This window comes from Mycobacterium sp. MAC_080597_8934 (assembly GCF_000523975.1).
GTDB classification, from domain to species: Bacteria; Actinomycetota; Actinomycetes; order Mycobacteriales; family Mycobacteriaceae; genus Mycobacterium; species Mycobacterium avium.
The window spans coordinates 1-11,541 of sequence record NZ_JAOS01000032.1 but is presented as its reverse complement, the minus strand read 5'-3'; the positions used below and the strand labels follow the sequence as shown (position 1 = coordinate 11,541).

Sequence of the window (11,541 nt, the reverse complement as noted above, 5' to 3'; positions counted from 1 at the left end):
CGGCACAGCGACATCGATGCGGCTGCTCGGCTGGTGACGGTGGTGCCGAGGGTGAATACGAATCGTGCCCGAGCCAAGGGCGGGGGTCGCCAGGTGCCGGTGCCGGGCGCGGTGATCCGGCTGTATGCGGATTATCTGCATGGCGAGTACGGCGAGCTGGACAGCGATTACGTATTCGTCAACTTGTGGTCCGGTCCTATTGGGTATCCGTTGACGTATGCCAGCGTCTACGATTTGGTCTGCCGATTGCGGGAGCGGACCGGAATCATGTTCGGGCCGCATACTTTTCGCCACTCGTATGCGACAGAGTTGTTGCGCCGCCAGGTGCCGGTCGAGGTGGTGGCCCATCTGTTGGGGCACGCGTCGATCGCGACGACCAGTGACGCGTACGCGCATCTGAAGGTCGAGGACACCCGCCGCGCGTTGGTGGCCGCGGGGTGGCTGGCGGACCGGGATGGGTCGTGGTGAGCGTCGAGGTGCTGGCGCCGCCGATTGAGCCCGGCTGGGTTGCGCGTTTGGGCGCAGCGGTGCGTGCGGAGTTCCGGGTCGAGGTGCTGGTGCCCGCCGTCGCGGATCCGATTCTCGGGTCGCCGGCATGCGCGGTGCCCGGGTGTGTGCGTTCGAGTCGCTACGCCGGGCTCTGCCCGGCCCATCTGGGCCGGTGGAGAAAGGCGGGTCGCCCGGATGACCGACGGGCGTGGGCGGCGACCGCTGATCCAGAGGTGATGGGGTACCGGCCGCTGCAATCGTGCCTGGTGCCCGGTTGCGGCTTCGGGCAGCATCGGTATCGGTTGTGCTACACGCATTCCCACGCCTGGGACAAGGCCGGACGCCCAGTGGTGGATCGGTGGAAGCCGGACGTGGCCGGCACGCCGGCAGCGGTGTGCGCCATCCCGGGGTGCATGTTGTGGGCCGAACTGGACGCCGGGTGGTGTCATTCCCACCACCGGCGGTGGCGGCTGCGTGGTCGCCCGTCGGCGGCGGAGTTCATCGCCTACTGCGCCAGCTACGGCGAGGATCGCTTCGACTTGCGGCCGCTGCGGCCGCAGTTGCGGCTGGAGATCGGCTACGCGCTGCAATGCCGCGTCGACCTGAACCGAACCCGCACCACACCGCGATCGATCAAGCCGCTGCTGGACCACTTGTCGGCAACCGGGCCGAGTCGCTGCTGGATCGTCCGCTGGCCGACTGGCTGGCCGGGCTGCCGGCCGCGGCGTCGGTCAACACCCCGCGCGCGTTCCTCGGTTACGCGATCGAGTGCGTGCTCGATTTGCGCGACGGGACCGGCTGGGACAGCGAATACCAGCGTGACGTGTGGCGGCTACGGCGGCTCGGTGTTTCCGGCCATGACGGGGCCAAACTGGATTTCACTGCGGTGCACCCAGTCTGGCTTCGAGAGCTGGCCAAACGATGGTGCCGGTGGCGCATGTCGTGCGGAGTCGGGCTGGGGCAGCTACGCAGTGATCGCCTCGCGCTCGTTCGTTTGTCGCAGTTCATGCCCGGACTAGCGAGCTCGTCGGGCCCGGGTGCGCTCGAGCGGGCAGCGCTGGAGGCCTACCTGGCTCGACTGGCCGTTGAGATCCCACAACCGAAGACCCGCAGCGCCGAGATCGGCTGTGTGACCGGGTTTCTGAATGCCGTTCGCCAGCACCGGTGGGCATCGCTGCCGGCCGAGGCGCAGCTGTATCCCAGCGACCAGCCCCGCGTGACGAGACACCGGCACCGCGGCGATTCCCGAGTTCGTCATGGGCCAGTTGGAAAGCCCGGCCAACCTCGACCGGATCAGCGACCCGCGGATCCGGCTGCTGGTGGAGGTCCTCATCCGCACCGGCCTGCGCATTGGCGACGCCACCCGGCTGGCGCTGGACTGTCTGGTTCGCGACCCGCAGGGCGCGGTCTATTTGCGCTACCGCAACCATAAGATGCGCCGCGACGCGGTGGTGCCCATCGACGACGAACTCACCGCCATGATCCAGACGCAGCAGGAGCGCACCCGGCAGCGGTTTCCAACCACCGCCGTGTTGCTGCCGCGCAGCAGCGCCAACCCCGACGGACGGCTGCCCATTCCCACCGTGACGTTCCACCTCCAGCTCGGGCAGTGGCTCGAAACATGTGGTGTCACAGATGAACTCGGTCAGCCAGCGCATATCACCGCTCATCAGTTCCGGCACACGGCGGCCACACGATGGATCAACCATGAGGTGCCGCAGGAAGTGGTCCGACGCCTGCTCGACCACACCAGCCACACCATGACCGCCGTGTATGCCCGATTGGCCGACACCACCATACGAGAGCAGTGGGAACGCGCCCAGAAGATCAACATCCACGGTGAGCCGGTCGACATCACCGTCGACGGGCCCCTCGCCGATGGCGAGTGGATGAAGCAGAACCTTGCACGCGCGAAAATAGCGCTGCCCAACGGCTATTGTGGTCTGCCACTACAGAAATCGTGCCCGCACGCCAACGCATGTTTGACTTGTCCGCTGTTCATCACGACCGCCGAATTCCTACCCCAACACCGCAAGCAGCTCGATGACACCCGCACGTTGATCTCGCGTGCTCAAACCGACGGCCACACCCGCCTGGCCGAGATGAACCACACCGTCGAAACCAACCTGCTTACCATCATCGCCACCCTCGAAACCGACCAACGCGACTGCCGGTGCGCTGCAGCGGGCAGCGAAACATGCTGCGGAAAGGAACCATCCGATGCGCCATGACAACAGCCACTACCTCCTCGCCGCTGCCCAACGCCGCCGCGCCGACACCCTCCAACGCGCCCGGCAAGCCCTGCAGGAACTCGGCGAAACCGGCCAGCGGCGCACTATCACACAGATCGCCGCCCTCGCCGGCGTCTCCCGCTCATGGCTGTATGCCCAGCCCGCACTGCGCGACCAACTCCGCCGACTGACCGCCATATCGGAGACGCCCGAGCCGGCACCACCTGCCCCAGTCGAGCGCGGCTCCGACGCCTCCCTGCGCCAACGCCTCACCCTCGCACACGAACGCATCCGCGAACTCGACAACGAAAACCGTCAACTACGAAACCAGATCGCACTCCTGCACGGACAGCTCCGCGCCAACCGCATCGCCGACACCCACATCACGGACACCGTCCACGACACAAACACCCAGATCACGCCCCCAAACAGTCGAGCCCGCCCAAGATAACGTTGGCACGCTTGAGTTCTCGGATCTCCTGTTCGAGTTCCTTCACCTTCTTCGACTCCGAGGTCGTCACCCCAGGAGCCAGGCCTTCGTCGATGTCGACCTGACGGACCCAGGTGCGCACCGATTCCACTCCGTAGCCGAGCTGGCGAGCGACCCGCTGCACTGTGCCCTGCTCGGTGCCCAGCTCCGCGCGCAAGGTGCGGACCATCCGCACCGCGGCGGCCTTCTCCTCGGCACTGTATCGACGTGTCGTCGGCTTCCCGGGCGACTGTTCCTTCGGCATACCTGCATCCTCGTTTCCAAGGTCAGGAGCCTCCGGGATTTCCAGGGCGTTTCAGTGCAGCTGGTGATCTCTGATGCCCACACCGGGTTGCGCAGCGCCATCGAGGCCATCCTCATCGGCGCATCTTGGCAACGATGCCGGGTGCACTTCCTGCGCAACGTGCTCGCCCAGGTGCCCAAGGGATCAGCCGAGATGGTCGCCGCAGCGATCCGCACCATCTTCGCCCAACCCGACGCCGAACATGTGCGAGAGCAACTCGACACCATCGCCGGCATGCTCGGCCGCCAACTGCCCAAGGTCGAAACGATGCTGCGCGAGGCCGCCGACGACATCACCGCATTCGCCGATTTCCCTGTCCTGCACTGGAAAAAGATCTGGAGCACCAACCCCCTCGAACGACTCAACAAGGAGATCAAACGCCGCACCGACGTCGTCGGCGTCTTCCCCAACCCCGCCGCGCTGCTACGGCTGGCCGGCTCCGTTCTCGTCGAAGCCCACGACGAATGGCAAGTCGCCGAAAAGCGCTATCTCTCCGAGACCACCCTGGCCCTATTACATCCCCGCTCCGATTCAGCCGACCAATCCGTTGCCGTCCCCGCCGCCATCACGGCATAGTGGAAACTCGCAGAGCCTCAGGCGAAACGCCGATCGGCTTTACACCACTTCACGGGGCACAACCAACCGTAGTTACTCGCGGCCCGGTCTCACCCGTACCAAGCGCCTCGAGAGTCGCTAATGCGTTGCCGCATCGGCTGGTCAATAGCGATCGATCAGTGCGCCGCCTAAAATCATGGGGTTATGGGGCAAGATTCATTGCAGGTCGTGCCCGCCGAGCTAGTCGCTACAGCGGCCCAGTGGCAGGCGCTTAGTTCCCAGTTCATTGGGGCGCCGCCGTCGCCGGGGCCGTCATTCGAGGCCACGACGGCGGCCGTGAATGCCCTCAACGCGGCGATCGCCGCTACTACGGCGTCATTCGTAGCGCGCACGCAGGAAACGGTCGGCGGGGTGACCACGGCATCCGGCGGATACCTCAGCCAGGAGGCCACATCGGCGGCCGCGATGAATGACGTGACAAACGTGAGGGTGGTCTGATGCCCGCCACACTCTCGCAGATCCTGGCGTGGTCCACCGAGCACCTCATCGAGGCTGCCGCCTACTGGACGCAAACCGCCGACCGCTGGGAAGACGGCTTCTTGACGATGCGCAACCAGGCGCAATCCATCACGTGGCGTGGAGCTGGCGGTGACGCACTGCGAGAACGCACCCAGGCCGATCTGTCCGTCGTCAGCGCCAAGGCCGACCTATTGCGGCAGGCCGCTGGAATAGCCCGCAACGGTGCCAGCGACATCAGCGCAGCCCAGCGCCGCGTCGTCTACGGCATCGAAGACGCCCAGAACGCGGGATTCACTGTCGGAGAGGACCTTTCGGTCACCGACATGCGCAGCACCAGCCCAGCGGAACGGGCGGCCCGGCAGGCCCAAGCGGAAGCGTTCGCCGCTGACATCCGTTTGCGCGCCGAACAACTCGACGGGGCCGACACCAAGGTCGCCGGTCAGCTCACCGCCGCTACTGCCGGTCTCGGCGGCGACGGCTTTGCGCCAGCATCGAGCCATAACAGCAGGCAGCCATCGGCGCAGAAAGACGGCGGCCAGAACCGCCGCAGCACCTCCGGCGTTCCTAACAGCCAACGTGGCGGGGTTCACCTCGTGGATTTCAAGCAGGACGGTGGCGCAGACCCTTCGCCGATGCCACAGCCAACGCCATCGCAAGGCCAACCACAAATCGGACCATTCCCCGTGCCGCCACAGGTCGCGGCTGCTGCGCCGAAGACCCCGCCACCCCCGCCGGACGTGGCCGCACCTCCTGCCCCGGCTGGACCGAGCTTCGGCCAATGCGTGGGAACAGAGGTGAAAACCAACGTCGGCAAAGACATGATCAAGGACGGCTTCAAGAGCGGCGCCATCAAGGCCGGAATCGGCGCGGCGTTCGGCGCGGGCCTCACTCCGGAACTCGGTGGTGCTGGGGCACTGCCCGGCGCGGTGCTCGGCTTCGTCGGCGGCTTCGCGCAAGGCTTGCTCGAAGCCCCGGTCGAGGCTGCCGCCAAGGGTGCGCTGGAGTGCAGCGAAGATGTACCTGCTTGGCTGAAGCCATGATCAACGCGAAGAGGATCCTGCTCTACCTGCCGCTTTACCTCGTCTGGGCCGTCACCATCGACGTCCTGTTCGATTCGGCCAGCCCTCCTGGCAGTAAATCCGTGCCGGCGTGGATGACAATTGGTTTCGTCGTGTCCGCCGTGGTCGTGGCAGGTGTCGTGCTCTGGTATCTGTCCAGACACGCCGCCGGCAAAGTGCCCCAGCAGCGCCAACACGTCTACACCGCCTTGCTTGTCGCAATCATCGTGTCCGGCTTCGTGGACGACGCGCTCAAAGGCGCCGCTTGGCTACTCCTCGGCCGTCATCCGTGGTGGGTACTCGTGCCGATCTACACACTCGGCTATGCGGCGTGCTGGGCAGTCCTCATGCTCATGCTGAACTGGCTTGAGCGTCGAGCAGACGACCGCACCGGCTCGCCACGCGCGTGATGACCCACACGCTGATAGCCCTGGAGATTTCTGCGGCAGTCATTGTTGTCGGGGCGTGGGCATAGCCATACGAAACCAGCGTCGGCGGCGGCCTACCAAACGCGAAGCGCCCGTGAGGGATTAGGCCGGCGCCCGGCTCAGGATGAACGCCTCGATATGGCGATCGCCGGCCCGCACCTCGTATTTTCGCCAACCGGGATACAGCTCGACACCTTTGGCCCAGACCTGGTCGCGCTCGTCGGGCGTGGCCAGCCGCGCGGTGGCAGGCCAGCTGTCGCGCCCGACCGTGACCGTCGCTTCCGGGTGGGCCTTGAGGTTGAAATACCAGGCCGGATGCTTGGCGCCGCCGAAGTTGGACGCGATCAGGGCCAGGCCCTCGGGATGCGGAATCCCGTACACGGGGACGGTGCGCGGCTCACCGGATTTGGCGCCCGTCGTGGTGAGCATGACCACCGGGATGCCGGTTGCCAACCCGGCGAAGCTGCTCCGCCCGCCGGTGGCCTTAGCGACGAGGCGGTCGAGGTGATGCGCCGTCGGGCGAAGCAGCGCCACGCCGGCGGTCGTGGACGCGAAGCGGCGCATCAACCGGTGAAAAGCATTCGCATCGTCGAACGATCGCCCGGGCATGGCCTCAGTGTGACTCGCCGGACGGCGCCGAGGGGCGTTTTGGCCCGACCGGGGCGAGCTGTCGAAAAACGAGCCACAGGCGTCACAGCCGGCGTTAAGCTGCTGGTCGTGGGCGTGCGGGTGATCGCGCTCGTCGAAAGTCCCCAGGTGTGCTCGCTGAAATTCCTCACCTGTGAGCGGGGGTCAGTGTATCGGTTGGCGGGTTGCCGTGGTGGCGCGGCGCAGGGTTTCGGCGGCGGCGTGGTGGTCGCGTAGTCGGTAGGACTCGCCGTCGAGGTTGATGACCACCGAGCGGTGCAGGAGGCGGTCGAGCATGGCTGCCGCGACGGTAGTGTCGCCGAGGATTTCACCCCAGGCGCCGACGCCGCGGTTGGTGGTGATCACGATGGAGGTCTTCAAATATCGTTGGGAGACAACCTGAAACAACGCCGAGGCCGCTTCGGCCGGCAGCGGTAAGTAGCCCAGTTCATCGATCACCAAGAGTGTGGGTCCGTTAAAGAACCGCATGGTGGTGGCCCAACGTCCTTCGATGGCGGCGCGGTGGCAGCGAGCGGCCAGATCCGCGGCGGTGGTGAAGTAGGTGCGGTAGCCGGCATGGGCGGCCGCCCGCGCCAACCCGACCGACAGGTGTGTTTTGCCGGTGCCCGGCGGGCCGATCAACAAAATGTTGGTCGCCGATTGCAGGTAGCGGCAGGTGCCCAGCTCATCGATCAACGCCCGGTCGATCCCGGCGGCGGCATCGATATCGAAGTCGGCCAGGGTGGCCGGGGTCGGTAGGCAGGCGAACCGCAATCGCCCCGCCAGTTTGCGGGCCGCGGTGGCGTCGACCTCAACAGCGAGCAGTCGTTCCAAGGCCACCGTGAGCGAGAGGCCGTCGGCGCTGGCCTGGTCGAGGACTGCTGGGAGGGCTTCGGCGGCGGCGTGCAGTTTGAGTTCGGCCAGATGCGAGCGCAGCTGCTGATAACGGCTGGCCGCCGCCGACGGTGACTCAACGACAGCCTGGGTGGTTTTGGGGCTGCGTGCTGTGGGGGTCATTGCAGGGTCCTTTTCTGGGCGGCCCGCTCATAAGCGGAGAGGTCGATGACAGTGGAATCGGTTGGCGGCGTGCAGGGTTCGGCAGCAACGGAACCACCGTCTTGGAGTTGAATGAGTTGTGCGGCCGCGGCTTTGGCTACCGGCCCGGGTGGGATGCGTTCCTTGCGGCGGTGCGGTCGCCCGGTGGCCGCGGTGGCCAGCGCGGCGGCGTCCAGGGCGATGACATGCCCGCTGTCGCGGACCATCACCCCGAGCCCGTCGGTGGCCATGCGGTGCCGCGCGATCACGATCCCGCCTGTGGTGGCGATATCGCAGAACTCACCGCCGATCGGATGGCTGACCACCACCGCGGCGGCGGCCAGCTCCGGGGGCACCGAGTAGCGGTTGCCGCGGTAGGACACCAACGCTTGCCGCGATGCGGTCCGTTGTTCGGTGACGATCACCGGATACGGCACGGTCGGCACCGGTTGCAGTGGTTCGGTTTTGGCGACGGTGGCCACCGACGAGCGACCATCGGCGGTAGCCCGGATACGGGTGTCACCACGCACCCGGGCGAAGCGGTCCACGCTGGCCTGGGCTTGTTCAACGGTGGCCTCGTCGGCCAAGGTGCGCCACCAGCGTTGGGCGGCGGTGTGGTTGATCTTTTCCACCACGCCCTTGCGGTTGCCGCGCCGGGCGGGGCAGATAGCCACCGCCACGCCGTAGTGTTTGGCCACTCCGGAAAACGACGCCGTCACCCGCCCACTGCCGGGATCGCAGACGGTGGCCATCCGGTCGAACCGCCACACTCGGCTCACCCCGCCCAGGCCGCGCACGACGCGGTCCAGAGCCGCAACCAGATGCGGTTGGTCGGTCGAGGCAGACAAGGCGGCGCGCCACTTGCCCGAGTGCGCCAGGGAACCGACCAACAGATTGGCGGTCTTGCCCCATCCCCAGGACGCGGGTGGATTCGGCAATTCCAGCCAGTCCCATTGGGTTTCATCCCCGGGCGGATGCGTGATGACCGCGTTGGGACGTTCGGTGGCAGTGCGGCAGGCTTGGCAGACCGGCCGCAGATTCCGGGTGCGGATGTTGCGGGTCAGGCTCTGATACGACAGGCCGAACCCGAGGTCTTCGAGTTCATCGAACAGGGTGCGGGCCCACAGATGCGGGTCCTCCAGCAGACGCGCGGTGACGTAGTCGACGAACCGGTCAAACGGATCCGGGCCCGGCCGGGCCCGTTCCCCAGGCTTGCCCTCACCGGTGAGGTATCTGCGGACCGTCTTGCGGTCGAACCCGGTATGGCGGGCGATCGCCGAGATCGTCCAACCACGTTTGCGTAGAGCATGTACTTCCACATCGTCCTCCCATGTGAGCATGAGAAAGCGGGCCTCCTTCAACGAAGCAACTGGCATCAGACACCAGCAGCATCGAAGGAGGCCCGCCCTTCTCGGCGGAGCCACACGGATGGGGAATTTCGATGAGCATCAGTGGGGAATTTCAGCGAGCGCGGTCACGGGTGGTCACCAAGGGCGCCGGCCGATGGCTGGCGGTCGCGGCCTCCCTCGTCATCTCCGCCGCCATGATCCACGCCCAGGGCACCAAGCCGCGCTGCTGCCCCGCGCCACCGGCGGCGGCGCCCACCCCCAGCGCCACCGCCTCCAGCGCCGCCGCGAACCCACCGCCGGCCGGCGCTCCGCGCACCGCCAGTCCCGCCGAGGTGGAATCGCTGACGGCCCTGGCACCACCCGCCCCGTCCGCGGGGCAGCAATTCCAGCTCGCACTGCCGCACAGCGTGGGCTCCGAGGACCGGCTGCAGGTCAAGACCATCTGGGCGGCCCGCGCCATCAGCGTGCTGTTCCCCCAGATCACGACCATCTACGGGTATCGGGAAGACCCGTTGCCGTGGCACCCCAACGGGCTGGCGATCGACGTGATGATCCCGAACTACCACACCCCCGAAGGCATCGAGCTCGGCAACCAGATTGCCGGCTACGCCCTGGCGAACGCCAAACGCTGGGGAATCAATCACGTGATCTGGCGGCAGAAGATCTATCCGGGCGTCGGCGGGGGCAACTGGATGGCGGACCTGGGCTCCGAAACCGCCGACCACTACGACCATGTCCACATCGCCACCGACGGCGGCGGTTACCCGAGCGGGCACGAGACCTATTACATCGCGTCGATGACCCCGACGCCGCCGGACTGAACGTCCGAGCCGTTGCGCGGCAACGGGATTGCCACCACCGAACGCCCGCCTTGCTGACGGCGCCGCTCGACGGGCATGAATGCGTTTGCGCGGTTTGCGCCGTTCCGCGCGCAACCCGGCGTCATAGCCCGCATACTGAGCCGGTTGCACCCCACCGAAAGAAGAGCCACGCATCATGTCTGTTTGCGGGCTACGCATGTTATGCATTCCGGCCGTCGTTGCTGCGGCGTTGACCGTAGGTAGCGGGATCGCCGTCGCCGACGACGACGGGTACCTCGCCCAACTGAAGAAGATCGGCGTCGCCTGGCAGCCGGGCGGCGACACCACGCTGATTCAGCTGGGCCACGCGATCTGCTCGGACCGCGCCGCGGGCAATACCCCGGACGAGCTGGCCGCCGATGTGCATTCCGGCCTGAACAGTTCCTTCAACTACGCCGACGCCACGGCCATCGTCAGCGCCGCGGAATCCAACTACTGCCCCTGATCCGTCACGGGCGCGCCGGTTGATTCCGGGCGCAACAGGAACAGGCCGTACGCGGCGATCGACTGCGCGTCGGCGATGACGTCCGTCCGGATCATCTGCTCGACGTCGTCGCGGGAGAACCAGGCGCTGCGCATGTCCTGCTCCTCGTGCTCGCGGTCGGCTTCACCCTCGACGATCCCGGTGGCCAGGAACACCCAGCCGCGCTGACTGCTCATCCCCGGGGCCACGTCGAGCCGGCCCAGCGGCTCGAACGTCGTTGCGCGCAATCCGGTTTCCTCGCGCAGCTCACGCCGGGCCAGCTCGACGGGATCGGCGTCGGCCAACTCCGGAGCGGTGCCCTGGGGGAACTCCCAGCGCCGCTCCCCGATCGGGTAGCGAAACTGCTCCACCAACCCGAAACGCCGCCCGTCGTAGGGCATCACCAGCGCGTACGAAGGCTTGTCGACCACGCTGTAGATGCCCGCGCTGCCGTCCGGGCGGCGGATGTCGTCCTCGCGCAACACCATCCACGGGTTGCGGTAGATCTCCCGGCTGGCGAGGCGTTCGATGAAAGTCACGCCGCCCAGTATCGCGACGAACACCACACCCGACACGGCCAGGAGTAGCGTCCCGATTCATGCCGTCCGCAGAAGCCATCACCGACACCGTGAATCGCTACCTGGCGCTCGTCGCCACCGGTACCGCCGACGACATCGTGACCCTGTACGCGGCCGACGCCACCATCGAGGATCCGATCGGAGCCGACATTCGCCGCGGGCATGACGCGATCCGGGCCTTCTATGCGGGATTCCAGGACGCCAAGAAGGACACCGAACTCGCCGAATTGCGGGTCTCCGGCAGCGAAGCCGCCTTCCTGTGGCACCTCACGCTCGACGCCGGCGACACCCGCACCCGCATCTCGCCCATCTCGACGATGTCGTTCGACGAGGACGCCAAGATCACGGCGATGCGCGCGTTCTGGTCCCCGACCGACGTCCAGGTCCTCTAGCACCGCCTTACCGCGTCGCACTGGCGTCAATCGGCATGGTGCCCGATAGTCGTAGCAACACCGTGAGCGCCAATGTCATCAAGAGGTGGGGTTATGCGTGACGACTCACCCCGGATGAGTCCGCGCCGCCACATCATCGTCAGCGGTGACGACGTGCTGGCGACCACCATCGCCGAGGAACTGA

The 11,541-nt window shown here is 66.7% G+C and carries 13 protein-coding genes and 2 pseudogenes; 10 read left to right on the top strand and 5 right to left on the bottom strand.

Annotation, left to right across the window (positions count from 1 at the left end):
* The 3 genes from NF20_RS19765 to NF20_RS19755 form a co-directional block, all read left to right on the top strand.
* Window positions 1-468 (top strand): tyrosine-type recombinase/integrase (locus NF20_RS19765; protein ID WP_033717402.1); only part of this gene is annotated, 468 nt, incomplete at its 5' end.
* A 1,277-nt stretch (window positions 469-1,745) separates the two neighbouring features.
* Window positions 1,746-2,720 carry a tyrosine-type recombinase/integrase gene (locus NF20_RS28340; RefSeq protein ID WP_050594188.1) on the top strand — a complete coding sequence of 325 codons (975 nt, stop codon included), beginning with the start codon at window positions 1,746-1,748 and terminating at the stop codon, window positions 2,718-2,720.
* Window positions 2,710-3,171 carry a DUF6262 family protein gene (locus NF20_RS19755; RefSeq protein ID WP_007172469.1) on the top strand — a complete coding sequence of 154 codons (462 nt, stop codon included), beginning with the start codon at window positions 2,710-2,712 and terminating at the stop codon, window positions 3,169-3,171. Before NF20_RS28340 ends, NF20_RS19755 begins: the two co-directional genes overlap by 11 nt.
* Here NF20_RS19755 and NF20_RS19750 read toward each other — a convergent pair.
* Window positions 3,164-3,454, bottom strand: a pseudogene (locus NF20_RS19750) (transposase); the annotation flags it as partial. The gene NF20_RS19755 and the pseudogene NF20_RS19750 overlap by 8 nt on opposite strands.
* 51 nt (window positions 3,455-3,505) lie before the next feature.
* Here NF20_RS19750 and NF20_RS19745 point away from each other — a divergent pair.
* The 4 genes and pseudogenes from NF20_RS19745 to NF20_RS19730 form a co-directional block, all read left to right on the top strand.
* A pseudogene (locus NF20_RS19745) lies at window positions 3,506-4,069 on the top strand (IS256-like element IS1311 family transposase); the annotation flags it as partial.
* Between the two features lie 183 nt (window positions 4,070-4,252).
* Complete coding sequence (locus tag NF20_RS19740) at window positions 4,253-4,546, top strand: hypothetical protein (protein ID WP_011724148.1); 294 nt, start codon at window positions 4,253-4,255, stop codon at window positions 4,544-4,546.
* Entirely contained in the window at window positions 4,546-5,607 is a 1,062-nt protein-coding gene (locus NF20_RS19735) for a hypothetical protein (protein WP_033717400.1), read from the top strand. Before NF20_RS19740 ends, NF20_RS19735 begins: the two co-directional genes overlap by 1 nt.
* Window positions 5,592-6,035 (top strand): hypothetical protein, encoded by a 444-nt coding sequence (locus NF20_RS19730; RefSeq protein WP_011724146.1) that lies wholly within the window; start codon window positions 5,592-5,594, stop codon window positions 6,033-6,035. Before NF20_RS19735 ends, NF20_RS19730 begins: the two co-directional genes overlap by 16 nt.
* Window positions 6,036-6,155: 120 nt before the next feature.
* On the opposite strand, the gene NF20_RS19725 is transcribed toward NF20_RS19730, so the two are convergent.
* The 3 genes from NF20_RS19725 to NF20_RS19715 all read right to left on the bottom strand — a co-directional run bounded on the left by NF20_RS19725 (window position 6,156) and on the right by NF20_RS19715 (window position 9,055).
* The gene (locus NF20_RS19725; protein ID WP_033711540.1) at window positions 6,156-6,662 is read right to left on the bottom strand and encodes a nitroreductase family deazaflavin-dependent oxidoreductase; all 507 of its coding nucleotides are present in this window, start codon (window positions 6,660-6,662) and stop codon (window positions 6,156-6,158) included.
* A gap of 183 nt (window positions 6,663-6,845) precedes the next feature.
* Window positions 6,846-7,697, bottom strand: a complete 852-nt coding sequence (gene istB / locus NF20_RS19720) for an IS21-like element helper ATPase IstB (protein WP_033717233.1) — start codon at window positions 7,695-7,697, stop codon at window positions 6,846-6,848.
* The gene (locus NF20_RS19715) at window positions 7,694-9,055 is read right to left on the bottom strand and encodes a Mu transposase domain-containing protein (protein ID WP_033717302.1); all 1,362 of its coding nucleotides are present in this window, start codon (window positions 9,053-9,055) and stop codon (window positions 7,694-7,696) included. Before NF20_RS19715 ends, istB begins: the two co-directional genes overlap by 4 nt.
* Before the next feature lie 101 nt (window positions 9,056-9,156).
* Here NF20_RS19715 and NF20_RS19710 point away from each other — a divergent pair, with 101 nt between their 5' ends.
* Together NF20_RS19710 and NF20_RS19705 are read left to right on the top strand one after the other, a co-directional pair.
* Complete coding sequence (locus tag NF20_RS19710) at window positions 9,157-9,885, top strand: hypothetical protein (protein ID WP_050593657.1); 729 nt, start codon at window positions 9,157-9,159, stop codon at window positions 9,883-9,885.
* Between the two features lie 196 nt (window positions 9,886-10,081).
* Complete coding sequence (locus tag NF20_RS19705; RefSeq protein WP_033710722.1) at window positions 10,082-10,369, top strand: DUF732 domain-containing protein; 288 nt, start codon at window positions 10,082-10,084, stop codon at window positions 10,367-10,369.
* Here NF20_RS19705 and NF20_RS19700 read toward each other — a convergent pair.
* Entirely contained in the window at window positions 10,357-10,962 is a 606-nt protein-coding gene (locus NF20_RS19700; protein WP_033710721.1) for an NUDIX domain-containing protein, read from the bottom strand. The two genes, NF20_RS19705 and NF20_RS19700, sit on opposite strands and share 13 nt — an antisense overlap.
* A gap of 23 nt (window positions 10,963-10,985) precedes the next feature.
* Between NF20_RS19700 and NF20_RS19695 the strand changes: the two genes are divergently transcribed.
* The gene (locus tag NF20_RS19695) at window positions 10,986-11,357 is read left to right on the top strand and encodes a nuclear transport factor 2 family protein (protein ID WP_009975685.1); all 372 of its coding nucleotides are present in this window, start codon (window positions 10,986-10,988) and stop codon (window positions 11,355-11,357) included.
* Window positions 11,358-11,541 lie beyond the last annotated feature (184 nt).

What these genes read in the sequence shown, in the direction of transcription:
- NF20_RS19740 (WP_011724148.1), top strand. Translation starts at nt 4,253, where the DNA reads ATGGGGCAAGATTCATTGCAGGTCGTGCCCGCCGAGCTAGTCGCTACA.
- NF20_RS19755 (WP_007172469.1), top strand. Translation starts at nt 2,710, where the DNA reads ATGCGCCATGACAACAGCCACTACCTCCTCGCCGCTGCCCAACGCCGC.
- istB (WP_033717233.1), bottom strand. Translation starts at nt 7,697, where the DNA reads ATGACCCCCACAGCACGCAGCCCCAAAACCACCCAGGCTGTCGTTGAG.
- NF20_RS19715 (WP_033717302.1), bottom strand. Translation starts at nt 9,055, where the DNA reads ATGCTCACATGGGAGGACGATGTGGAAGTACATGCTCTACGCAAACGT.
- NF20_RS19695 (WP_009975685.1), top strand. Translation starts at nt 10,986, where the DNA reads ATGCCGTCCGCAGAAGCCATCACCGACACCGTGAATCGCTACCTGGCG.
- NF20_RS19710 (WP_050593657.1), top strand. Translation starts at nt 9,157, where the DNA reads ATGAGCATCAGTGGGGAATTTCAGCGAGCGCGGTCACGGGTGGTCACC.
- NF20_RS19705 (WP_033710722.1), top strand. Translation starts at nt 10,082, where the DNA reads ATGTTATGCATTCCGGCCGTCGTTGCTGCGGCGTTGACCGTAGGTAGC.
- NF20_RS19735 (WP_033717400.1), top strand. Translation starts at nt 4,546, where the DNA reads ATGCCCGCCACACTCTCGCAGATCCTGGCGTGGTCCACCGAGCACCTC.
- NF20_RS28340 (WP_050594188.1), top strand. Translation starts at nt 1,746, where the DNA reads ATGGGCCAGTTGGAAAGCCCGGCCAACCTCGACCGGATCAGCGACCCG.
- NF20_RS19725 (WP_033711540.1), bottom strand. Translation starts at nt 6,662, where the DNA reads ATGCCCGGGCGATCGTTCGACGATGCGAATGCTTTTCACCGGTTGATG.